The sequence below is a fragment of the Micromonospora sp. H61 genome (assembly GCF_018070325.1).
In the GTDB taxonomy this organism is placed as follows: domain Bacteria; phylum Actinomycetota; class Actinomycetes; order Mycobacteriales; family Micromonosporaceae; genus Micromonospora; species Micromonospora salmantinae.
In genome coordinates this window covers 298,383-320,711 of the sequence record NZ_JAGPXY010000001.1, presented here as the reverse complement: position 1 = coordinate 320,711, position 22,329 = coordinate 298,383, and the positions used below count along the sequence as shown (strand labels likewise).

At 70.5% G+C, this 22,329-nt stretch carries 17 protein-coding genes and 1 pseudogene; 5 read left to right on the top strand and 13 right to left on the bottom strand.

The window, feature by feature from the left end; all coding sequences use genetic code 11:
- Nucleotides 1-56: 56 nt before the first annotated feature.
- From KBX08_RS01315 to KBX08_RS01265, 11 genes and pseudogenes are all read right to left on the bottom strand, one after another.
- Complete coding sequence (locus tag KBX08_RS01315) at nt 57-368, bottom strand: hypothetical protein (RefSeq protein WP_210780657.1); 312 nt, start codon at nt 366-368, stop codon at nt 57-59.
- A 9-nt stretch (nt 369-377) separates the two neighbouring features.
- Nucleotides 378-3,035: a pyruvate, phosphate dikinase gene (gene ppdK / locus KBX08_RS01310; protein WP_210780656.1), complete on the bottom strand. Its 2,658-nt coding sequence runs from the start codon at nt 3,033-3,035 to the stop codon at nt 378-380.
- A 270-nt stretch (nt 3,036-3,305) separates the two neighbouring features.
- Complete coding sequence (locus KBX08_RS01305) at nt 3,306-5,708, bottom strand: phosphoketolase (protein ID WP_210780655.1); 2,403 nt, start codon at nt 5,706-5,708, stop codon at nt 3,306-3,308.
- 115 nt (nt 5,709-5,823) lie between these two features.
- Nucleotides 5,824-6,300 (bottom strand): nitroreductase/quinone reductase family protein, encoded by a 477-nt coding sequence (locus KBX08_RS01300; protein WP_307850421.1) that lies wholly within the window; start codon nt 6,298-6,300, stop codon nt 5,824-5,826.
- The gene (locus KBX08_RS01295) at nt 6,297-7,250 is read right to left on the bottom strand and encodes a nitroreductase family protein (protein WP_210780654.1); all 954 of its coding nucleotides are present in this window, start codon (nt 7,248-7,250) and stop codon (nt 6,297-6,299) included. The genes KBX08_RS01300 and KBX08_RS01295 overlap by 4 nt, the downstream gene beginning before the upstream one ends.
- Entirely contained in the window at nt 7,247-7,816 is a 570-nt protein-coding gene (locus KBX08_RS01290; RefSeq protein ID WP_210780653.1) for an SRPBCC family protein, read from the bottom strand. The genes KBX08_RS01295 and KBX08_RS01290 overlap by 4 nt, the downstream gene beginning before the upstream one ends.
- 41 nt (nt 7,817-7,857) lie before the next feature.
- Nucleotides 7,858-10,425: pseudogene (gene adhE, locus KBX08_RS01285) on the bottom strand (bifunctional acetaldehyde-CoA/alcohol dehydrogenase); the annotation flags it as partial.
- A 565-nt stretch (nt 10,426-10,990) separates the two neighbouring features.
- Nucleotides 10,991-13,462 carry an FtsX-like permease family protein gene (locus tag KBX08_RS01280; protein ID WP_210780651.1) on the bottom strand — a complete coding sequence of 824 codons (2,472 nt, stop codon included), beginning with the start codon at nt 13,460-13,462 and terminating at the stop codon, nt 10,991-10,993.
- Nucleotides 13,459-14,220 (bottom strand): ABC transporter ATP-binding protein, encoded by a 762-nt coding sequence (locus KBX08_RS01275; RefSeq protein WP_210780650.1) that lies wholly within the window; start codon nt 14,218-14,220, stop codon nt 13,459-13,461. The genes KBX08_RS01280 and KBX08_RS01275 overlap by 4 nt, the downstream gene beginning before the upstream one ends.
- A 111-nt stretch (nt 14,221-14,331) precedes the next feature.
- Nucleotides 14,332-14,988, bottom strand: coding sequence for a response regulator transcription factor (locus KBX08_RS01270; RefSeq protein ID WP_210780649.1), 657 nt, complete (start codon nt 14,986-14,988; stop codon nt 14,332-14,334).
- Nucleotides 14,976-16,202: a sensor domain-containing protein gene (locus KBX08_RS01265; protein WP_210780648.1), complete on the bottom strand. Its 1,227-nt coding sequence runs from the start codon at nt 16,200-16,202 to the stop codon at nt 14,976-14,978. The genes KBX08_RS01270 and KBX08_RS01265 overlap by 13 nt, the downstream gene beginning before the upstream one ends.
- A gap of 168 nt (nt 16,203-16,370) precedes the next feature.
- On the opposite strand from KBX08_RS01265, the gene KBX08_RS01260 reads away from it, so the two are divergent.
- The 4 genes from KBX08_RS01260 to KBX08_RS34315 all read left to right on the top strand — a co-directional run bounded on the left by KBX08_RS01260 (nt 16,371) and on the right by KBX08_RS34315 (nt 17,737).
- A complete protein-coding gene (locus tag KBX08_RS01260; protein ID WP_210780647.1) occupies nt 16,371-16,601 on the top strand; it encodes a hypothetical protein in 231 nt (76 codons plus the stop codon).
- A 113-nt stretch (nt 16,602-16,714) separates the two neighbouring features.
- A complete protein-coding gene (locus tag KBX08_RS01255) occupies nt 16,715-17,401 on the top strand; it encodes a pyridoxal-phosphate dependent enzyme (protein ID WP_210780646.1) in 687 nt (228 codons plus the stop codon).
- 31 nt (nt 17,402-17,432) lie between these two features.
- Nucleotides 17,433-17,600: a hypothetical protein gene (locus KBX08_RS01250; protein ID WP_210780645.1), complete on the top strand. Its 168-nt coding sequence runs from the start codon at nt 17,433-17,435 to the stop codon at nt 17,598-17,600.
- A 14-nt stretch (nt 17,601-17,614) separates the two neighbouring features.
- Nucleotides 17,615-17,737, top strand: coding sequence for a hypothetical protein (locus KBX08_RS34315; RefSeq protein WP_255750022.1), 123 nt, complete (start codon nt 17,615-17,617; stop codon nt 17,735-17,737).
- A 196-nt stretch (nt 17,738-17,933) separates the two neighbouring features.
- Here KBX08_RS34315 and KBX08_RS01245 read toward each other — a convergent pair whose 3' ends face one another.
- Nucleotides 17,934-19,436 carry a serine hydrolase gene (locus KBX08_RS01245; protein WP_238688365.1) on the bottom strand — a complete coding sequence of 501 codons (1,503 nt, stop codon included), beginning with the start codon at nt 19,434-19,436 and terminating at the stop codon, nt 17,934-17,936.
- A 306-nt stretch (nt 19,437-19,742) separates the two neighbouring features.
- Here KBX08_RS01245 and KBX08_RS01240 point away from each other — a divergent pair, with 306 nt between their 5' ends.
- Nucleotides 19,743-19,949, top strand: a complete 207-nt coding sequence (locus KBX08_RS01240) for a hypothetical protein (protein ID WP_210780644.1) — start codon at nt 19,743-19,745, stop codon at nt 19,947-19,949.
- A 140-nt stretch (nt 19,950-20,089) separates the two neighbouring features.
- Here the strand turns inward: KBX08_RS01240 and KBX08_RS01235 are convergent, their stop codons facing one another.
- Nucleotides 20,090-22,066, bottom strand: a complete 1,977-nt coding sequence (locus KBX08_RS01235; RefSeq protein WP_210780643.1) for an acyl-CoA dehydrogenase — start codon at nt 22,064-22,066, stop codon at nt 20,090-20,092.
- Nucleotides 22,067-22,329 lie beyond the last annotated feature (263 nt).

The window sequence follows — 22,329 nt, the reverse complement described above, 5'->3', positions numbered from 1 at the left end:
TCAGAGGTCCCGGGCGGGTCGGGACCGTCCGGGACCTCCAGGGGCGGGCGGAACGTTCAGCGCTGCTCGACGAGCCGGTGTGCCCGCAACAGGTGCGCCCACCAGGGCCGGCTCGTCGAAGCGGCGCGCAGCGGTGGCCTGCCGGTGTGCTTGAGGCTGATCCAGCCGCCGGGACCCATCGTCACCGTGCCGATCGCCGGGCGCCGACGCATGGCCAGGCCCGCCGACACCGCCGCGGTGGCCACCGCCGCGGTGGCCAGCGCGGCCAGCGCGACGGTGGTGGCATCCACTGCCGGCACGAAGCGTCCGTCGATGTAGGCGCCGATCTCCCGATCGCCACGGCGAACCGGTGTCACCGTCGTTGTCATCGTGACCTCCTACCGGCTGTCCGAGCCGGCCGCTGCGCTCGCGGCGCGACCGGCCTCGAGCCGGGCGATCGGCACCCGGAACGGCGAGCAGGACACGTAGTCCAGGCCGGCGTCGTGGAAGAACCGCACCGAGGCCGGATCGCCGCCGTGCTCGCCGCACACCCCGATGGTCAGGTCGGGTCGGATGGCGCGGCCGCGTTGGACGGCGGTGCGGACGAGCTCGCCCACGCCGTCGCGGTCGATGCTCTCGAACGGTGATACCGAGAAGATGCCCAGCTCGAGGTACCGGCCGAAGAACGCGCCTTCCACGTCGTCGCGGGAGAAGCCCCACGTCATCTGGGTCAGGTCGTTGGTGCCGAACGAGAAGAATTCGGCGACGCCGGCGATCTGCCCGGCGGTCAGGGCGGCCCGGGGAACCTCGATCATGGTGCCGAGCCGGATCGGCGGCGCACCGGGCACGCTCGCCAGCACCGACTCCGCTTCCGCGCGTACCGTCTCGAGTTCCTGAACCGCTCCGACCAGCGGAACCATGATCTCCGGCTGAGGGTCGCCGCCTGCGGCGACCCGAGCGGCCGCGGCCTGCGCGATCGCGCGGACCTGCATGGCGAACAGACCCGGGATCACCAGGCCCAGACGTACGCCGCGCAGCCCGAGCATCGGGTTTTGCTCGTGCATGCGCCGCACCGCGGTCAGCAGTGTGCCGTCGTGGCCCGGGTCCACGCCGAGCGCCTCTGCGTGGGCCACCCGGGCGGTCAGCTCCTCCAGCGGGGGCAGGAACTCGTGCAGCGGTGGGTCGATGAGCCGCACGGTCACCGGCAGCCCGTCCATCGCGGCGAACAGCTCCTCGAAGTCGGCCCGCTGCAAGGGCAGCAGCGCCTGGAGGGCTTCGGAGCGGGCGGCGTCGTCCTCGGCCAGGATCAGCCTCTCGACCAGCCGGCGGCGGTCGCCGAGGAACATGTGCTCGGTGCGGCACAAGCCGACTCCGGTGGCGCCGAAGCGGCGGGCTCGGGTGGCGTCGACGGCGGTGTCGGCGTTGGCGTGCACGTCGAGCCGGGCCTGGTGATCGGCGTGGGCCATCAGCCGCTCCACCGCGGAGAGCAGCGGGTCGCCGTGCGCCGCCAGCTCGCCCTCGAAGTACCGCACCACCGCGGAGGGCCGCACGGCGACCGATCCCGGGTAGACGTTTCCGGTGGTGCCGTCGATCGAGATGATGTCACCGGCGTGCAGGGTGCGACCCGCCACGGTGACGCCGTCGCCGTCGATGCGTAGTTCCTCGGTGCCGCAGACACATGTCTTGCCCATGCCGCGGGCGACCACCGCGGCGTGTGACGTCTTGCCGCCGCGCGAGGTCAGGATGCCTTGAGCAGCGATCATGCCGGGCAGGTCGTCGGGATTGGTCTCCCGGCGCACCAGGATGACCGGCTCGGTCGCCGCCACCGCGGCGGCCGAGTCGAAGACGATCGCGCCGACCGAGGCGCCCGGAGAGGCCGGCACGCCGGTGGTCAGCGGTGGGGGAGCGGCGGTGGTGTCGAAACTGGGGAACATCAGCTGGGCCAGTTGCTCACCGGTGACCCGCTGCAGTGCCTCATGCAGGGTGATGCGGCCTTCGTCGACCAACTGGGCGGCGATGACGAACGCGGCGGCCGGGGTGCGCTTGCCGACCCGGGTCTGCAGCATCCACAACCTGCCGTTCTCGATGGTGAACTCGATGTCGCACAGGTCGCGGTAACGCTGCTCGAGCCGCTGCATGATCGACAGCAGCTGCCGATGGCTCGCTGGATCGATGGCGGCGAGCTCGGCCAGCGGCACGGCGTTGCGGATCCCGGCGACCACGTCCTCCCCTTGAGCGTTGCGCAGGTAGTCGCCGTAGACGCCACGCCGTCCGGTGGCCGGGTCCCGGGTGAAGGCGACCCCGGTTCCGGAGTTCTCCCCTCGGTTGCCGAAGACCATCGCCATGACGTTGACCGCGGTGCCCAGGTCCTGCGGGATGCGCTCCTGCCGGCGGTACAGGATGGCGCGTTCGGCGTTCCACGAGCGGAACACCGCTGCGATCGCCAGGAACAGCTGTTCGTGCGGTGCCTGTGGAAAGTCTCGGCCGGTGTGCTGGTGGAACACCTTCTTGTACGCGTGTACCAGGTCCTGCAGTTGAGTCGTGCCGAGTTCCGGGTCCGTTGCGACGCCCGCGATCGACCGGGCGGCCGTCAGTTCCTCTTCGAAAGCTTCGCCGGGAACGTCGAAAACCGTCTTGCCGAACATCTGGATCAGGCGCCGGTACGAGTCCCAGGCGAACCGCTGATCCGCGCTCTGTCGGCCGAGGCCGACCACGCTCGCGTCGTTCAGGCCGATGTCCAGGATTGTCTCCATCATTCCCGGCATCGAGAACTTGGCACCGGACCGCACCGACAGCAACAGCGGATCTGCGGCGTCGCCGAAGGTCTTGCCCATCCGGTTCTGCATCAGCCGCAGGTGATGTTGGACCTCGGTGAGCAGGCCTGCGGGCATCGTGCCGGTGCGCAGGTAGGTGCGGCACGCCTCGGTGGTGACGGTGAACCCTGGCGGCACCGGCAGGCCCATCAGGGTCATCTCGGCCAGGTTGGCGCCCTTGCCGCCGAGCAGGTCCTTGAGGTCCTTGTTGCCGTCGGTGAAGTCGTAGACGTATCGGGTCATGGCACTTCTCACCCCTTCCCTCTTCTTCCTTTGTAGACCGGTCGGGGTTCTTCGCCGTAGGGCCGGACGACCCCCGTCGACGGGCCGTGGCGCGACGCGCGTGGTGACGCGCTCTTCCGGCCCTGACCTGCGTCTTTGCGGGCCTCTACCGTCAGAGCTGGGAAGCTGGGAGGCGGGTGGCTGACCGCCACCCGCCTCGCGGTCCCGCCGCTGCCGCCGGGCATCGCCGAGAGACGGTGGCGCCGGCCGGCGCCACCGTCTCGGTGAAGCTCAGCCGCGTGCCGCCCAGTCGCCGAGCGCCCAGTCGCGGACCTCGGGCATGTCCTCCAGGTGCTCCACCACGTACGTCTCGTGGCGATCGAGCTGACTCTGGCACCACGCCTTGAGGTCGGCGGCGCCGCGGGGGAGGCGCTTGGCGTTGTTGATGGCGTCCATCACGAGGTGGTACCGCGACGCCCTGTTGCGGACCGTCATGTCGAACGGGGTGGTGGTCGTGCCCTGCTCGATGAAGCCGCGGACGCGGAACCGGTCCGCGTCGGGGCGGCCGTGCACGAGCTGGTGGATCGCGCCGGGGTAGCCGTGGAAGGAGAACACCACGTCGACGGTGTCGGTGAACAGCTCGGTGAACAAGGTCTCGTTCATGCCGTGTGGGTGGTCCTTGGGGCGGACCAGGGTCATCAGGTCGACCACGTTGACCACGCGGACCTTGAAGCCGGGCAACCGGTCGCGCAGGATCTGTGCGGCCGCGACCGTCTCCATGGTGACGACGTCGCCGGCGCAGGCGAGGACGATGTCGGGGTCGCTGGTGCCGTCGTCGGTGCCGGCCCAGTCCCAGACGCCCGCGCCGCGGGCGCAGTGCTCGATCGCCTCGTCCATGGAGAGGTACTGCAACTGCGGCTGCTTGTCGATCACGATCAGGTTGATGTAGGACCGCGACCGGAAGCAGTGGTCGGCCACCGACAGCAGGGTGTTGGCGTCCGGCGGCAGGTAGACCCGGGCGACGTCGCCGCGTTGGGTGAGCACCACCTGGATCAGGCCGGGCCCCTGGTGGGAGAAGCCGTTGTGGTCGTTGCGCCACGCCGTCGAGGTGAGCAGCACGTTGAGGCTGGGCACCTTCTCGCGCCACGGCAGGTTCTTGGCCTCCTGCAACCACTTGCCGTGCTGCACGGTCTGCGACGCGCTGACCATGGCGAACGCCTCGTACGTGGCGAACATGCCGTGCCGGCCGGTCAGGTTGTAGCCCTCCAGCCAGCCGTGGCAGTTGTGCTCGCTGAGCACCTCCATGACCCGGCCGTGGCGGCTGATCGCCACATCCTCTGCCGTCACGCGCTCCATGAAGGCGCGGTCGGAGACCTCGAAGACGGAACCGAGCCGGTTGCTGTTGGTCTCGTCGGGGCAGAACAACCGGAACCGGTCGGCGTTGCGGGCGTAGATGTCTCGCATCATCTCGCCCAGCTTGCGCGTCGACTCGGCCCGCCGCTGCGCGGGCCGGGGCACGTCGACCGCGTAGGCACGGAAGTCCGGCAGGTCCAGATCCCGGGTCAGCACCCCGCCGTTGGCATGCGGGCTGGCGCTCATCCGTAGGTCACCGTCGGGAGCCTGGTCCCGGATCAACGCCACGGGCGCGCCGGCGGAATCGAACAGCTCCTCCGGACGGTACGACTTGAGCCAGCGTTCGAGCAGTGCGAGGTGCTCCGGATTGTCCTTGACGCCGGACAGCGGCACCTGGTGCGACCGCCAGGTCCCGGTGACGGTGATCCCGTCGACGGAGTCCGGCCCGGTCCAGCCCTTCGGTGACCGCAGGATGATCAGCGGCCAGGCCGGGCGGATACCGTCCCAGGAACCGTCGCGGGCGGCGGTCTGGATGTCGCGGATCCTCGTCCAGGCAGTGACGAGGGCGGCGGCGAAGCGGTGGTGCATGCCGGGCAGGTCGGAGCCCTCGACCTCGATGACGTCGTAGCCGTGGCCACGCAGCAGGTTGCGTACCTCCTCGGGATCCTTGCGCCCCAGCACGGTGGGGCCGGAGATCTTGGCGTCGTTGAGGTGCAGGATCGGCAGGACCGCGCCGTCGCGCTCGGGGTTGAGAAAGGACACGCCCTTCCAGGAGCCCTCGAGGGGCCCGGTCTCGGCCTCACCGTCGCCCACCACCGCGATGGCCAGCAGGTCCGGGTTGTCCATGACCGCGCCGAACGCGTGGACCAGGACGTAGCCCAGCTCGCCGCCCTCGTGGATGGAGCCGGGGGTGGTCACCGACACGTGCGAAGGGATACCGCCCGGGCTGGAGAACTGCCGGAACAGGCGCAGCATCCCGGCCTCGTCCTGACTGACGTCCGGGTAGATCTCGCTGTAGGTGCCTTCCAGGTAGCCGGCGGCCACCAGTGCCGGGCCGCCGTGACCCGGACCGGCCAGGTAGATCGCCTGCTGACCGGTGTGCCGGATCAGCCGGGAGACGTGTGCGTAGATCAGCGACAGACCCGGGCTGGTTCCCCAGTGACCGAGCAGGCGCGGCTTGATGTGCTCAGCCGACAGGGGCTCGCGCAGCAACGGGTTGCCCTGCAGGTAAATCTGCCCGATGGTGAGGTAGTTGGTCGCCCGCCACCACGCGTCCAGACGGGCGAGTTCGGTGTCGTCGAGCTCGGCGAGCGTACGGGGCTCGGATACGACCGCGGTCACGGCGGCTCCTTTCACAGATCTCGGCTTGTCAGGAGTCACGCTAGGCCCGGCCGACGTCGCCCCCAAGGGCCAGAAGCCGTCCGCCGAGGGACGTTCGGCCCCCAGCTCCGGAACCTCAGGGCACCGCCGGTCTGATCAGGAATACCGGGTACTCCGGCGCGATCGTCATGAACTCAGCGTGTGAGGAATGCCGATCGACCGGGAAGTGCGGGCGGGCGCCCGGTGCCTTGGCGAGATACTCGCGCAGGATCGGCGCTCGTTCCGCCACGTCGACCTCGACCAGCCGGACCGGCTCCCGTCGGCCACGCCGAAGGGTGGCCGCGCCGTCGGCAGCCCGGACGTTGGCCACCCAGTTGGCCCGGCGCCCGAGCATCGAGACCAGGTAGCGCTCCCCGCCATGAATGGTCATCACCAACGGCACGGCCACCGTCCGCCCGCTTCTGTGGCCGACCACTTCCAGGGTCACCCAGCCCGACGGTGCCAGGAATCCGCTGCTGTGCTGGGCAGCGGCGATCCGGTTGAGCACCCGCGCCAGGCGACCGGGGTGTCCTCCCCGGTACATCCGGGCGCGCCATGATCGTCGAATGGTCACTGGTCGCTCCTTCGCAGAACCTCGGACAGCGGCCGGCGCGGTGTCACCGCGGCCTGTGGGCCGTATCCGATCCGAATGATCATCTGCGCCCAACGGCCGGCCGCGGTGTCGGTGAGCAGTTCGCGGATCGCCGGAACCTCGATCGGTTGGCTGATGGGAGTGGTGGCCAGCCTCAGCCGGGTGGCCGCCAGCAGGACGTGCTGAAGGGCCTGACCGGCGCTTACCCAGTCGTGCGGGCCGTCACCGAGCGTCGCGAGCACGGCGATGGTCGGGTGCGCCTCGAAGAACTCACTTGTCCGCCAGGGTTGTGGGTGGACGAGGCCGAAGTCTCGGATCGGCATTCGTTCGAGGGCGTCCCACGGTCCGATGGCGGCGGCTGGGATGCCGTCGTGGCGGCCCGACGAGGGCCTCGTCCAGCGGCTCAGCTCGGCCCGGTAGCGGCCGCTCATGCGCAGCCGGCGCTCAGCCTGGTGCCCGAGCCCCAGGATGGCGTTGCGGGTGACCGGACCGGCGACCGTGAGTGCCACCCCCTGGTCCGCGGCGGCCACGGTCAGCTCCTCGATCGCGTCGGCAGAAACCGCTGAGTCGGCGAACGGCCACCGATTGGTGTGCCGCCGGGCGATCGCTTCGGCCAACGTCGTCACGGTTTCCGGCGGTGGGGCTTCGCCATCGATTAGCACCCGGGCCACCAGATCGGGCGAGTCCGGTTCCGGGAAGAGGACGTACGTCGTGCGCCAACCCTCTGCCCGCAGAGCCAGCCGCAGGGTGAACACTGCCGCACCGACACTGATCAGGAGTTCGCGCCCGGACGCGTCCAGCGCGTCGAGTTGGCGGCTGCGGTCCGCGTACACCCGCACCTCCCGGCCGGTGACCCGGAAGAGCCATGGCTGGCTGTTGTGCAGCGAGGGAGCTAGCGTCGCGGCCGCCACGCACCGGGCGAGCACGTTCATGACGTGCCTTCCGCGCGCTGCTTGATACCCAGCAGCATCCGGCGTTCCATGATCAGACTGCCCGGTTCCATCACCAGGCGGTACGCGATCCGAACCGGTCCCGGACCGCCCACCAGCGCGATCCGGTTGCGGCTGATCAGCCGGGTGCCCGCCCCGTCGGGCCGCAGGTGGAAGGACCATACCCAGGCGCCATCGGCGGACCGGAACACCAGCGTCCGCCCCGGGTCGAGGATCTCGACCCGCATGGCGGGCCCGTTCCTGCCAAGCGGTAGTTCGTCGCCGGTGGCGAGGTGCTGGAACCGTGGCAGGATCTCGTCGGCGCTGTGCATGTCGAGCCCGAACAGGTTCTCGACCCAGTCGTAGGTGTAGGCGCCACCGCGACCGCTGCCCATCTGCACGAGCCAGGGCCAGACCGCCATGGGCGGTGCCTCGATGGTGACTGCCCGGGTGGAGACGATGTCCGGGGCGGCGAGGAACTCGTCGCCGGGCAGCGTGCCCGCCACCTCGCCCGTCGTGGCTCCCCACGTGAGCCACCGCCCGGGTCGTTGGAGCACTGTTCCCTTCATGGCCTCTCCCTTCTGAGCGAAAGCGGCACCTCCCGGTCTACTCAGCCGGCGGTCGCCGATCCGTGGTACGCGGCGCGCATCAGTTCCTGCATGTCGGCGAGCATCGGCATCCGGGGATTGGCCGGCGCGCACTGGTCCTCGTACGCGTTGAGCGCCTGCTGCGGCAACGCCGCGAGGAAGGCACCCTCGTCCACCCCGACGGCCGCGAACGAGGGTTCGATGCCGACCGCGTCGCGCAGCCTCTCGATCGCCGTGGCCAGAGCTTCGACCGCCTCGGCGTCGGTCGCCGCGGGCAGCCCGAGGGTGCGGGCGATGTCGGCGAAGCGTTGCGGCGCCCGGTAGCTCTCGTACTTGGGCCAGCCGGTGAGCTTGCTCGGCACGGCCCCGTTGTAGCGGATGACGTGCGGGAGCAGGATCGCGTTGGTGCGTCCGTGTGCGACGTGGAAGGTGGCGCCCAGGGTGTGCGACATGGCATGCACGATGCCGAGGAAGGCGCTGCCGAACGCCATGCCGGCGATCGTTCCGGCGTTGTGCATCTTCTCGCGGGCCCGCGGGTCTGCCGCGCCGTGGTGCACGGCCCGGGCCAGGTTGCCGAAGATGAGCCGGATGGCGTGCAGGGCCAGCCCGTCGGTGAAGTCGCTGGCGTAGACCGACACATACGACTCGATCGCGTGGGTGAGCGCGTCGAAGCCGCTGTCCGCGGTGACCACCGCCGGTAGGTCGGCGGCCAGCACCGGGTCGACGATCGCCACACTCGGCGTGAGAGCGTAGTCGGCGAGCGGGTACTTCTTGCCCGACGCGGTGTCGGTGATGACGGCGAACGGGGTGACCTCAGCCCCGGTGCCGGAGGTGGTCGGGACGCAGACGAGTTGGGCCAGCGTGCCGAGGGTGGGGAACTTGAAGGCGCGTTTGCGGATGTCGAAGAACTTCTCCCGCAGATCGGCGAAGACCACCTCGGGGTGCTCGTAGCGCAGCCACATCACCTTGGCGGCATCCATCGCCGAGCCCCCGCCGAGCGCGATGATGGTGTCCGGCCGAAACGAGCGCATCAACTCGGCGCCGCGGTCGACAGTGCGCACGCTGGGCTCCGGCTCCACGTCGTCGATGATCTGCAGAGCCACCTGCTCGCGGCGGCGGTGCAGCACGGACAGCACGCGGTCCACGTACCCCAGCTTGGTCATCGTGTGGTCGGTGACCACCGTGACCCGGTGTACGTCGGGCATGTCGGCGAGGTAACGGATCGCGTTCGGCTCGAAGTAGATCTTCGGCGGAACCTTGAACCACTGCAGATTGTTCGTACGCCGGGCAACCCGCTTGATGTTGATCAGGTCGACCGCGGTGACGTTGTGCGACACCGAATTGTGGCCGTAGCTGCCGCAGCCCAGCGTCAGCGACGGCAGGAAGGCGTTGTACATGTCGCCGATGCCGCCCTGCGAGGCCGGTGCGTTCCAGATGATCCGGACGGCCTTGATCCGACGGCCGTACGCCTCGGCCAGTTCCGCGTCCTGCGTGTGGATGACGGCGCTGTGGCCCAGACCGTCAAACTCGACCATCTGCTCGGCGTACGCGAAGGCCTGGTCGTGACCGGTCGCCGACAGCAGGGCGAGCACCGGGCAGAGCTTCTCCCGGGTCAGCGGCTCGGCCGGGCCGACCCGGTCAACCGGGGCCAGGATGATCGAGGTGTCCGGGGCGACCGCGAAACCGGCGTGTTCGGCGATCCAGGTCGCTGACTGCCCGACCACGTCCGGGTTGAGTCTTCCGGAGCCGAAAAGCAGCGCCTCCAGCAGCGTCTTCTCCTGTGGCGTCGCGACGTGGGCGTGCAGTCGCCGGAACTCGGCGAGAGCGACGGACTGGATCGCGTCGTCGATGATGACGGCCTGCTCGGAGGCGCAGATCATGCCGTTGTCGAACGACTTGGACAGCACCACGTCGTTGACAGCGCGGGCCACGTCGGCCGAAGCCTCCAGGTACGCCGGGACATTGCCGGCGCCGACGCCGAGCGCCGGTTTGCCGGTGGAATAGGCGGCTCGGACCATGGTGTTGCCGCCGGTCGCCAGGACCACCGAGACACCGGGATGCTGCATCAACTCGTTCGTCGCGGCCACCGACGGCGCCTCGATCCACTGGACGCAGTGCTCCGGCGCGCCGGCGGCGACGGCGGCGTCACGGACCGTTCGGGCGGCCTCCTGGCTGCAGCGTTGCGCCGCCGGATGGAAGGCGAAGATCACCGGGTTGCGGGTCTTGAGGGCCAGCAGAGCCTTGAAGATGGTGGTCGAGGTCGGGTTGGTCACCGGCGTCACCGCGGCCACCACCCCGACCGGCTCGGCGATCTGAGTGACCCCCGCGATGTCGTCCCGGGCGATCACCCCGACGGTGCGGATGTCGGCCATGTGGTTGGTGACGTGCTCGCAGGCGAAGATGTTTTTCGCCGCCTTGTCCTCGAACACGCCGCGGCCGGTCTCCTCGACCGCCAGCATCGCGAGTGCGGCGTGCCGGCTGAGCGCGGCCACCGACGCCTTCTTCACGATCTCGTCGACCTGTTTCTGGTCGTAGGAGTCGTAGTCGGCCAACGCCTTGAGACCGTTCTCAACCAAGGTCTCGATCATGCTTCTGCCCTCCGTTGGTCCTTCCTCTCGAACGTAGGTCTCCGTCGATCGATATCGGCACGGCCGATGGGCCCGCTAGGACGGGACCACCGGCCCGCCCGTACCGGGCGGCCGTCCGTCTGGTTCGCACCGTGGGCGATCGCATCCGTTGTCAACGGCCTCTGCCGTATCGGCCGCAACTCTCTGCGGCGGCTGTTGGATCGGACCTGAGTTCGGAGACGGCTGGACCGCCCCGGCCGGCCGGGGCGGTCCAGCGTTCAGAACCAGAGCTCAGGCCTGCGGGATTTCCCGGACCACCGCCACCGTGCACGGCGACCGGTGCAGCAGGTGCTGGCTGACCGAGCCCACCAGCACGAACTGGCGAACCCGCAGTGCCTGCGGCTGCCGAGCGCCCCACTGCGGCGTTCGCGGCGATCTCGAACGTCCGGCTGCATGCCCTGCTGTCGGGTTCCGCGATGATCTTCGTGGCCCCCATGGCCGGCGGCCGGGTTCCGTGTCGCGTCTGCGGTGGTGCCACCGCGCTTGTCGGCGATGCCGTCAGCGGTTGCCGATATTCGAGCCGCGACGCCTACTCCTTCACACCGATGTTGTCGATCGGCGGAGCGCTGAGCAGGCGTCGGACGGGCCACACGGTGGTTGCCAACGCCAGCAGTGTCGTGCCGCCGAGCACCGCCACCCAACCGAGCGGCGGGACGTACGGGACCGGGCTGCCGGTCAGTCCGTTGACGATCGCGCTCAGGGTCAGCGCCGCGATCGTCGCGCCGATCAGCACCGCGGTGCCGAGCAGCCCGGCCTGTTCGGCCTGGACCATCCGCCGAATCTGACGGCGGGTGACCCCGACCAGTTGCAGCAACGCCAACTCGCGGCGGCGGGCCAGCGCGGCCAGCACCATCGTGGTCGCCGCCGCCAGCGCCGCGTACCCCACCATCACGCCGATCAGCAGCCGGTTCAACCAGGCGCCGAACGCCAGATCGGCGCTGATCAGACGCGTACGGGTAGCGGCGTCGAGAACCTGGGTGCCCGGGTGCCCCGCCGACCACCGGGCCAACGCGGTGTCGGCCTCCGGGCCGGCGCTGACCAGGACCTCGTCGTCGGTACCCCCGGCCGTGTGCCCGGCGACCGTCTCGGCGGCCAGCGTGACGTCGCCGAAGCCGAGGCCCCGGCCGTAGATCGCGATGACGTCCAACGTGACCGGGGTGCCGTCGCCCAGCCAGAGTTCCACCTGGTCGCCGACGTCCCAGCCGGAAGTGGACGCCTGCATCGAAGACAGGGCGACAGTGCCCGCGCGCAGGTCGGCCAGGTTGCCCTCGCCTACGGCGAGGTCCATCGTCGACGTGATGCCCGCCGGGTCGACCGACTGCGCGCTGACCGGCTCGATTCCGCCGAGCGCCCGCACCACCACCTGCGTACGGTGCACACCGGTGGCCGCCCGCACCCCGGCCAACTCGCGGATCTCCCGGACCGCGTCCTTCGGCAGCCCACCCGGAGCGACAAGCACCCGCTCGGCGAGGGTTCCCGCGCTGCTCTGCGTGGTGGTCTGCCGTTCCAGGTTGGTCTGCAGGAACCAGACCGAGCCGCCGAACCCCACTGACAGTACGAGGGCGGTCAGGACGGTCGCCATGCCCTGCGCGTTGGCCCGCAGATTGGCCGCGGCCAGGTAGCCGCTGACCCGCCACATCCGCGGCAACAACGGTGTGAGCAGGCGTGCCGCGTACGCGTTGATCCTCGGTGCGAGCAGCGCCACCGCGATGACGAACAGGTACAGCATGCCGACCGCGCCGGCCAGTGCCCCGGTCGACCCGGCGGCACCGAGCGTGAACGCCCCGGAGGTGCCGGCCGCCGCCAGCGTCAGCACGCCGGCGATCAGCCGCACCCGGCCGCTGCGCCGAGGCTCGACAGCGATCTCGCCGAGCGCCTCGATCGGCTTGATCCCGGTGACCCGGCGTGCCGCGACCAACGCGGCGAGCACCGCCACGAGGACCGCCACGAGGGCCGCGGCCGGCACCGCGAACAGGCCGCCGGCCATCGGGAAGCTGGCCGGCACGAACCCCCGTCCGACCAGCTCGCCGTGCACCCAACGGGCCGCCAGCAGTCCGGCCGGGCCGCCGATCGCAGAGCCGAGCAGGGCCAAAAGCGCGGCCTCGGCGACCAGCATGCGACGCACCTGCCCCGGCGTGGCCGCGACCGCGCGTAGTAACGCCAGGTCACGTCGACGGTGCCGGACGGACAGCCCGATGGTGCCGGCCACCACGAAGACGATCAGCAGGACGACGTACCCCCCGAAAACCGATCCGACCTCGATCAGCAACGTCTGGGCGGCCTGGTCCTCCGACTGCTCGACGTTCCCACGGTCCTTCCCGGCGTACGTCGTGGCGCCGGCCGCCGACGCGATCTCGCGTACCGCGCCGAGGTCGGCGCCGGGCACCATCCGCACGCCGATCGCATCAACCCGGCCCGGGTGGGCGGACAACCGGGCGGCCTGCGCGTCGGTGAAGAACACCGCCGCCGAACCGGTCTCGGCGGTTCCGCTCACCCGGTACGACCGGCTGACCCCGCCGACGACCAGGTCGATGCGGTTGCCGGGTGCCACGCCGAGAAGGGTGTCGACAAGCACCTCGTCGTCGGCTCGTGGCGCGGCACCCGCGCCGATGGGACGACCGGTGAAGGCGTACGTGTCCCAGCCGTGTCCCACGGCAGCGGGTGAGCCGATCAGCACCCGTTCGTCGCCGGTGACGGCCTCGACGCCCGGCACCTGGCGGATCTGGTCCACCAGGGCCGCGTCCACAGTGCCGCCCTCGGGCAGCGTGACGGTGCTCGTGGTGGTGTCGCCGCCGAATTCTTTGAACGTGTGGCTCACCGTGCGGTTGGCGACGACCGCGTCGGCCGTTGCCCAGAGTCGTGGCTCCGTACGGAAACGCAGCCCGGACTCGACGAGCGTGCCCATCGATACCAGGATCAGCACGCCGGCGATCAGGGCCAGCAGGGTCGCGGCGGCGGGGCCGGCGCGGTGTCGCAGCAGGCGGGCGGCGAGGCCGATCATCGGAGGACCCGCCGATCCAGCGATGCCAGGTGCTCGGCGATACCGGCGGCTCCGAGCTGCGGCAGGTCGGCGACGATCGCACCGTCGGCCAACACGAGCACGCGGTCCGCGTACGACGCGGCGATCGGATCGTGGGTCACCATCACCACTGTCAGCCCGTGTTCGTCCACGACCGCGCGAAGCAGCGTCAGCACCTCCGCCGCGGTCCGCGAGTCGAGGGCGCCGGTGGGCTCGTCTGAGAAGATCACCTCGGGGCGGGTGGCCAGCGCCCGGGCGATCGCCACCCGCTGCTGCTGGCCGCCGGAGAGCGCGGCCGGCCGGTGGTGCAGTCGCTCGGTGAGGCCGACCCGCTCGACCACCTGGGTCAGCCAGGCCCGGTCCGGACGGACGCCGGCCAGGCGTAGGGGCAGCACGATGTTCTCCTCGACGGTGAGCGCGCCGATCAGGTTGAATGCCTGGAAGACGAACCCGATCCGGGTACGACGCAGCTCGGTCAGGCGGGTCTCGGACAGCCCGGACAGGTCGGTGCCTCCGATGACCACCCGACCGGAGGTGGGCCGGTCGAGCCCGGCGGCGGTCTGCAGCAGCGTGCTCTTGCCGGAGCCCGAGGGCCCCATCACCGCGGTGAAGGTGCCCCGGTCGAAGCCGACATCGATGCCCGCGAGCGCAGTCACCTGGTTACGGCCGGCGTCGTACACGCGGGTGAGTTGTTCGACCCGTACCGCCGGTTCGATGGTCTGTCCCGGATAATCCGGCATTCTGGTGGCCTCTCTCCGTGTCATCGGCAAGAACTGCGCGCACCAGAAACGCTATTGACGTGCGAGAACGGCGACCATCCCGCGGGCTGCCAGGGCCAGGTACAGCAGGCGCTACCTCCGATCACCGTTCAGGTAGCGCAGCACCGCGGTGACCCGGCGGTCGGCATGGTCGTCCGGTGGAAGCTGAAGCTTCGAGAAGATGCTGCGGATGTGCTTGTGCACCGCGCCGTCGGTGACGAACAGTCGCCCGGCGATCGCGCTGTTGCCAAGCCCTTCGGCCATCAACCCCAGCACCTCACGCTCACGCGGCGACAGCTCGCCCAGCGCCGTGTCCGTCCGGCGGTTGCGGGCGAGCAACTGCGCCACCACCTCCGGGTCGATCACGCTGCCGCCGTCCGCGACGCGGTGCAGCGCGGCGAGGAACTCCTCGACCCGGCCCACCCGCTCCTTCAACAGATAACCGAGCCCGACGGCGCCGACCGAGAACAGGTCGGTGGCGAAAGCCTGCTCCACATACGCCGACAGGACCAGCACCGCGAGGCCGGGGCGGCGCCGCCGGGCCTCCACCGCAGCCACGATGCCCTCGTCGGTGTGGGTCGGTGGCATCCGTACGTCCACGATCGCGACGTCCGGCGCGTGTTCGTCGACGGCGACCAGGAACTCGCCCGGAGTACCGGCCGTGGCGACCACGTCCAGATCCTCCGCCCGCAGCAGCAGAGCCAGCCCTTCACGCAGCAGCGGGTCGTCCTCGGCGATCACGATCCGCATGGCAGCTCCACGTCCATTCTCGTCGGCCCGCCCGGCGGGCTCGTCAGTGTCATCAGGCCGTCGTACGCCTCGACCCGCCGGCGGATACCGGTCAGCCCTGAGCCACGTGTCTCGTCCGCGTCGCCGTGTCCGTCGTCCTCAATGCACACCAGCAGCCGGCCGCGCTCGCGGCGCACGGCCACGTCCACCTGGCTCGCACCGCTGTGCCGGACGACGTTGGTCAGCGCCTCGGCCACCACGAAGTACGCGGTGGCCTCGACCGAGGCCGCGCACCGCACGGCCACGTCCACCTCAAGTCGGCAGGGCACCACGCAACTGCCGGCCAGACCCGCCAGAGCGCCGGCGAGACCCCGGTCGTCCAGCACGGGTGGCAGGATCCCGCGCACCACCGTACGAAGCTCGCCGAGTGCCTGTTCCGCAGCGTCCTGCGCCTGCCCGAGGATCTCGTCGGCGCGGTCCGGGTTGCGGCGCGCTGCCCGCCGCGCGGCACCCAGCAACACGTTGACCGCGACCAACCGGTTCTGGGTGCCGTCGTGCAACGAACGCTCGATCCGGCGCAGCTCGACCGCGTGGGCGTCCAGCGCCGCAGCGCGGGTGGCGGTCAGCTCGGCCACCCGCAGCGACAGGTCGACACCCGGCGGCGGAGGCAGCAGCAACCGGCCCGGCCACGCCTGGAGACGGGCCAGGACCGGGCTGAACCAGATCGCGGCGGCCAGCCAGCCCACCCCGAACAACCCGACCGCGAGTGCCTCGGACAACCCGTCGATGCGCCACCAGACGATCCCCGGCGCGCCCGCGTCGGCAGGGAGCAGCTCGTACCACAGCGGGAACGTGACGTACTGCACGGCAGACAGTGGCAGCGCGAGGCCGACCAGCCCGGTCACCAGGCCGATGAGCGAGTACAGCGCGACCCAGCCGAGCTCCCGGCGCACGAAGGGATCACGCGTCGCCGTCCGCAACCCGGCCGGCACCGGCCCCGGCGTGGGGATCGACTCACCCCAGCGGGACAGCCGGGCCCGCTCGCGGTCGGCCACCGAGCGCACCGCCCGCAGAGCACCGGGCGCCGCCAGCAGCCCCACCCCGCCCACGCAGGTCACCGCCACGATCGCCGCCCAGAGCAGCGCGCCCAGCGCCAGCGCGGCGGTGCCCAGCCCTCCGGCGAGGTGCTCCAGGGCGTCGATCGAGGCGCGAACCCGGCCCCGCACGTACGTCATCGACCCACCTCCCTCGCCAACATAGGCCACCGCGGAACCCGCACGGCAACGCCCTGCGCGGAAGGTACAGCCTGCTGTACCACTGTCGTCGAGCTGACGGGATCGTCCCCGCCGCGCCGCCTGCCTAGCGTCGACGGCGTCGAGGAACGTTCGCCTAAGGGGGTAGTCATGACCGATCCGTACCGCATCGCCGAGGCCCCGGTCGCCGGACCGAAGAAGCCGGGCGGCCTGCTGCGCCCGCTGCTGTGGCTGGTGCTCTTCGTCAGCGCGGCGGCCAACGTGGTGCTGTCGACCGCGGCGGACAACCAGTGGATCAGCTCGGCGTTCGGCCTGGTGGCGGTGCTCTGCGCGGTCGCGCTGACCGTCCACCACCGCCGCAACCGCGCGCGAGAGTCGTAGGGACGCAGACCTCGCCCTCCCGTCGCGCTCGATCACCCTCGCCACTCCGCCCGCCCGGGTCGGCGATGTGGCTCAGGTCCTGGTTGGGTCGATCATGCGACTCCTCCTGCCCGGTGCAACCACGACCCCGCTCCTGCGTCGTCGAGTTCGTCATCGCCACCTGCGGCAACTACGGACGCGCGATGGCGATGGCCTGCGGCGCCATCGGCATGCCCTGCACCGTCGTGCTGCCCACCGGCTGGAGCGACGGCGGCACCTTCATGCGCGCAGCCGGCGCGAACGTGCATTTGATCGACGGCAGCTACGAGGACGCCGTCGACGAGTCCAGGCGACTGGCAACCCTCGACGGCGCCATCGACGGCAACGTCGACGGACCCTACGTCGACGCGGTGTTCACCGGCCACGGCACCGTCGCCCACGCCCTGCACGCCGAGCTGGACGAACCGCCGGCGGCGCTGTGGATCCCGGTGGGCAACGGCACCACCGTCATCGCCGTACACAAGGCGCTGAGTCAGCTCGGGTGGGACGTGCCGCTGCACGGCGTTACCACGACCGACCACAACCAGCCGCTGGTCAACTGGCACGCGCTACAGGGCCCCGAGGCCCTCGACGCGATCAGAGCCAGCGGCGGTGCCGTGCACGCGGCCACCGACGACGAACTGCTGACCGCGCGGCACCTGCTCGCCGAGTACGCAGCCCAGCCCACCGCCGCCGGCTCGGTCGCCCTGGCCGGGCTGCTCGCTCACGCCCGTAGCACCGCGTTGACCGGAACCCACGTCGTCCTGCTCAGCGGCCGCTGATCCCACCTACACCCGCCACCGAGGAAGAACCATGACGCTCACCGCCGCGCCCGCGTCCCTCCCTACCCCCGCGCCCACCCTGCTGTTCGCCCGCGCCCGCACCACCGGCGCCGACGAGCGCGTCTTCCTCTGCAAGCTCGGTGTCCTGGCCCTGATCACCGGAGCCGGGCCACCCTCGCCCTGCGTCCGGAGCCGGTAGCGGTCGTCGCAGGCGTGCTGCTGCTAGCCGCCATGTACACCCACGCGGTCGAGCTTCAACACCAGGTACTGCACCACCCCGCCTTCTACCGCACGCTGTGGCAGGCGCTGCGCGCCCCGAAGCAGCACCCCGAGTAACCGCGAGAGGACAGCTGATCGCTTACTCCGTGGGAGGCTTGACGACGCCAGCACAGCGCGGTTCTTCCGGATGTACGTGAATTGACGCGCTCCCGTGTCCGGGACCAGGCGACGGGTGGATGTACGCGTGGGCGTGGCAGGACCGGGCCCCCGGTCGGTTGCGTGCGAGTGGTCAGGCCTTGCCGCGTTCGTGAGGTCAGCCGGCCTGCCAGCCGGCAGGGTTGATGCCGCCGGGCACTGGCGCCGCACTGTCGTAGGGCTGCCGGGTGAAGATGAAGGTGCCAAGATCGAGGTGACTGACGGCGCCAGCCGCGTCGCGGTGCACCCGCAGCCGTTCGCCGGCGAAGTAGCCGTTGATCCCCTCCCAGCCACCGTCGCCGGTGGGGCGCAGCCGCGTGCCGCGCCCGCCGGACAGCGGTGTCAGCTCCAGGAAGCCATCAGCCTGCGGGCGCAGCGCATAAGGGGCCGGCCCCCAATACCACGGGCCGGCGAGATCCAGCAGCTGTGGGTCAACCGAGGGCAGCGGTCGCCACGGCGCAGGGATCCGCGGCTCCCGCTCGGCGACCGTCTGCAGTAGATCAGCGGCGAGAGTACCGGCGGACAGGCCAGCGGTCACGTTACCCATCACGACCGCGCCCAGAGCGTCATCGGGGCTGACCCACACGGTCGCGACGAAGCCCGGCATCGAGCCGGTGTGCCCGGACAACAGTCGGCCGTCGCGGCGCAGCAACTGCATGCCGAGCCCGTAGCCGCTGTCAAAGTCCGTCGCCTCCGGCGGGCTCGCCGGGTTGCGCATCTGGGCGACGGTGTCGGGATGGAGCACCCGGTCGTCGCCGTCGATGAGGAACGCGGCGAACCTGGCCAGGTCCGTTGCGGTCGACCACAGCTGCCCGGCAGGCGCCATCAGACCGGTGTCCACGGCGGGCTCCGCGAGGAGCACATCGGCCCAGGGATGCACTGCCCAGCCGGTGGCATGCGGCGCGACCGGCAGCAGGGTGGTGCGGGTCATCGCGAGCGGGTCCAGCACCTCGCGCCGTAGCACCTCGCCCCACGCCTGACCCCGAACCCGTTGCACCAGTGCGCCGAGCAGCGCATAGCCGGGGTTGGAGTAGTGGTGGCGCTGTCCGGCCGGATGCACCTGCGGATCGTCGCCCAGCACGTCGGCCAGGTCGGGCCGCAGCGTGCCCGGGGTTCGTTCCCACCATGGGCCGGGCGCCTCGGCGATCAGCCCGGCGGTGTGCGCCAGCAGCGCACCGACCGTGGCATGGCCCACCGCCGTGCCGGGCAGGTGCTCGGCCAGCGGGTCGGTAAGCGCGAGTCGCCCCTCGTCGCGCAGGCGCAGCACCAGCACCGCCAGGAAAGTCTTGGTGATCGAGCCGATCCGGTATTGGAGGTTGCCATCCGGCACCCTGCCGTCCACCGTTCCCCACCCGCCCATCCACACAGGACCACCGTCACGCACCACGGCAGCGACGACCGAAGGCGCCCTACCCGCTACCTGACCAGTGGCCAGCCGGTGGACCAGCGCACGTCGGGTTTCGGGTAGCAGTTGCGTCGGGATCGGTGACATGCGGGCAAATCTACCGGGCGGCCTGCACTGCCCCGTAACGATCTGAAGCGTCTGGATCTGCCGCTGATAAGGCGTGGCGTCCGTGAGGGCAGTCAATGATGGCCGGGGCCGTGGCAGCAGGTCGGGCACGCCGGGCGTCGGCGTGAACCGAGGCCGCTGGGACCAGCAGCCACGATCCGTTTCCCAACGATGTGCAGCACCGTCCATCCCAACCCGGCGGCAGCAGCCCGGTCACGAGCCGGGGGTCGGGGAAGCAGATGGGGAGCAACAGGCGAAGAGGTCACCGCGCCCGAAGGGCTCACCGATGCCGTACAGCGCGGCATGTCGGGCCGTCGAGAGACCCTCCGGCAATCGCGCTCATCCGGCTCCGTCGGTTGCGCGCCGGGAGGCCTGGACGTGTACGACCCCGCGCTGGCTCCGTGGCGCGGCACTAGAATGATCGGCCGGTGGGGGTTCCGGCGAGGGCTGGAGCTCGACCGGGCGACGCATGAGGACCTGCTGGCCGACCCGGAGGCACGCCCGGCTGGGACGTCGTCGGGTGAGGTTTGGCTGTTGGCGGTCTCCGTGGTGCTGGCCCTGCTGGGGGTGGCGGCGGTGGGCTACCTCGTTCCCACAACGCCACAGGAATTCGTCGGGGCGTAGCGCAGGTCCGGCGTCACCACCACCCGGCAGCGGCCCACCACCAGCCCTCCACCCGGCGGATCACCCAGCACGTCGATCGCAGCGGGCGTCACCTCACCGCAGGGAAGTCATCTGGCCCTGAAGACTCCCGAGCCTTCCGCCTACGCTGGTACTACCCGTCGATCACCGGCGTCATGAGCGGCCATCGTGTCCTGCCGGCCGGGTTCCTCGGTCAGGATCGCGCAGTGCAGCCAGGCGTCCGGGATGGCGAAACCGTCCACGAGCGTTCGTAGGTGCGGGCGTAGCTCCTTGAGCAGTGCATTGACCACGCCCGTGATGGACTTGGCCCGCGCCGGCGTCAGCCGGCCGTGCTCCAGGAACCAGCCCTTGTTCGCCTCGATGACGCTGAGCGCGTACAGGTCACAGACCCGGGAGAGCAGCGCCCGGACCGCCGGATCGGCGGTGTCTTCGATGCCCGCGACGAACGCCTCCAGGGTGATCCGGTCGATGTGCGCGGCGGCGACGGTCAGGACATGGTCCTGGACGTCGTTGAAGATGTCGAAGGGGCGGTCCTTCTTGGTGGCCGCGCCGTTGCGCAGGCGGCGGACCGCGCCGTCGAGGAGGTGCCTCTCGCGGTCCTCGAAAACCTTCAGCTGCCAGCCTCGGTCGGTGACGGCGACTTCGTCGTCGCGACCGGGTACGGCGCTGATCAGCCGCTCGATGAGCGACCGCGCGGCGGTGCGTTCGAGCACCATCTCGCGGACCTGCTCGGCGACGAACGAGGCACGCCCCCAGCCGTCCAGCGAGCCGAACTCGTCCCGGTAGCCGGTGAGCAGTCCCTTGGCCACCAGCTGCAACAGCACCGTGTTGTCGCCCTCGAACGTGGTGAAGACGTCGGTGTCGGCCTTGAGGCTGGGTAGCCGGTTCTCGGCCAGGTAGCCGGCACCGCCGCACGCCTCACGGCACATCTGGATGGTGCGGGTCGCATGCCAGGTCTGCGCGGCCTTGAGACCGGCGGCCCGGGACTCCAACTCCCGCTGCTGGTGTTCGTCGACCGGCCCGTCGCCGCCCTGCACCTCACTGAGCGTGGCGACCAGCTCGGTCTGGGCGAAGTGCAGCGCGTACGCGGTGGCCAGGGCGGGCAGCAGCTTGCGCTGGTGGGCCAGGTAGTCGTTGAGCAGCACCTCCCGGCCGACGTCGGGGGTGCCGAACTGGCGGCGGATGTCGCCGTAGCGCACCGCGATCGTCAGCGCCGACTTGGTGGCCGCCGACGCGGCGCCGCCGACGCTCACCCGGCCGCGGACCAGGGTGCCGAGCATGGTGAAGAAGCGTCGGGAGTCGTTCTCGATCGGGCTGGAGTACGTCCCGTCCGGTGCGACCTGACCGTAGCGGTCCAGCAGCATGTCCCTCGGCACCTGTACGTGGTCGAAGGTGAGCCGCCCGTTGTCCACGCCGAGCAGGCCGGCCTTGGGCCCGGCGTCGCCGATGCGCACGCCAGGCAGGGGGTTGCCCTGCGCGTCGCGGATCGGCACCAACCACGCGTGTACGCCGTGCCGCCGGCCGTTCGTGACCAGCTGCGCGAAGACCACCGCCATCCGCCCGTCCCGGGCGGCGTTGCCGATGTAGTCCTTGCGGGCCGCCTCGTGCGGGGTGTGCAGGTCGAAGGTCTGCGTCTGCGGGTCGTACGTGCAGGTGGTGCGCAGCTGCTGGACGTCGGAGCCGTGCCCGGTCTCGGTCATGGCGAAGCAGCCGAAGATGGTGCCGGAGACGATGTCCCGGAGGTACGCGTCGTGGTGGCGGCGGGTGCCGAGGGCCGCGACCGCGCCGCCGAACAGGCCCCACTGCACTCCGGCCTTGACCATCAGTGACAGGTCGACCTGCGCCAGCATCTCGCTGGCGATGATCGAGCCGCCGACGTCGGAGCTGCCGCCGTACTCGGTGGGGAAGGCCGACGCCATACCCAGCTCGGCGGGGAGTTCGGTGAGCAACCGGGTGATCCGCTCCCGTGCCTGGTCACCGGTCTCGCCGTACACCGGGAGGAAGCGCTCGTCGAGGTGCTCCCGGTGCGCATTGCGCACCTTGGCCCACGGTCCGTCGAGCACGTCCCGCAGGCGAGCGAGGTCGATCTGATCGAGCATGGTTCCCCCCTCAGCTGACCGGCAATGGTGTCGGCAGTGCCCAACCAAGAATACCGACGCCTCGGTGAGTCGCTGAGGGAGACCGTGGTGAGAGGGCGCACCGATCACGTGACCCCACGCCTGCCTGATCGCTTGTCTCGACGATTTTGGGTGTCGGCTGAATGGGGACGGTGTCCCCGAACCGGGCCGCAATCGGAAGCTGCGGCACTGCACCGCAGATGAGATTACGCGATCGAGCCACGATGGAATATGACAGTTGTATG

Bases quoted from the DNA above. Each gene is read 5' to 3' on its own strand.
- KBX08_RS01290 (WP_210780653.1), bottom strand. From the start codon at position 7,816: ATGAAGGGAACAGTGCTCCAACGACCCGGGCGGTGGCTCACGTGGGGA.
- ppdK (WP_210780656.1), bottom strand. From the start codon at position 3,035: ATGACCCGATACGTCTACGACTTCACCGACGGCAACAAGGACCTCAAG.
- KBX08_RS01235 (WP_210780643.1), bottom strand. From the start codon at position 22,066: ATGCTCGATCAGATCGACCTCGCTCGCCTGCGGGACGTGCTCGACGGA.
- KBX08_RS01250 (WP_210780645.1), top strand. From the start codon at position 17,433: ATGACGCTCACCGCCGCGCCCGCGTCCCTCCCTACCCCCGCGCCCACC.
- KBX08_RS01315 (WP_210780657.1), bottom strand. From the start codon at position 368: ATGACAACGACGGTGACACCGGTTCGCCGTGGCGATCGGGAGATCGGC.
- KBX08_RS01260 (WP_210780647.1), top strand. From the start codon at position 16,371: ATGACCGATCCGTACCGCATCGCCGAGGCCCCGGTCGCCGGACCGAAG.
- KBX08_RS01275 (WP_210780650.1), bottom strand. From the start codon at position 14,220: ATGCCGGATTATCCGGGACAGACCATCGAACCGGCGGTACGGGTCGAA.
- KBX08_RS01265 (WP_210780648.1), bottom strand. From the start codon at position 16,202: ATGACGTACGTGCGGGGCCGGGTTCGCGCCTCGATCGACGCCCTGGAG.
- KBX08_RS01280 (WP_210780651.1), bottom strand. From the start codon at position 13,462: ATGATCGGCCTCGCCGCCCGCCTGCTGCGACACCGCGCCGGCCCCGCC.
- KBX08_RS01270 (WP_210780649.1), bottom strand. From the start codon at position 14,988: ATGCGGATCGTGATCGCCGAGGACGACCCGCTGCTGCGTGAAGGGCTG.
- KBX08_RS01295 (WP_210780654.1), bottom strand. From the start codon at position 7,250: ATGAACGTGCTCGCCCGGTGCGTGGCGGCCGCGACGCTAGCTCCCTCG.
- KBX08_RS01240 (WP_210780644.1), top strand. From the start codon at position 19,743: ATGATCGGCCGGTGGGGGTTCCGGCGAGGGCTGGAGCTCGACCGGGCG.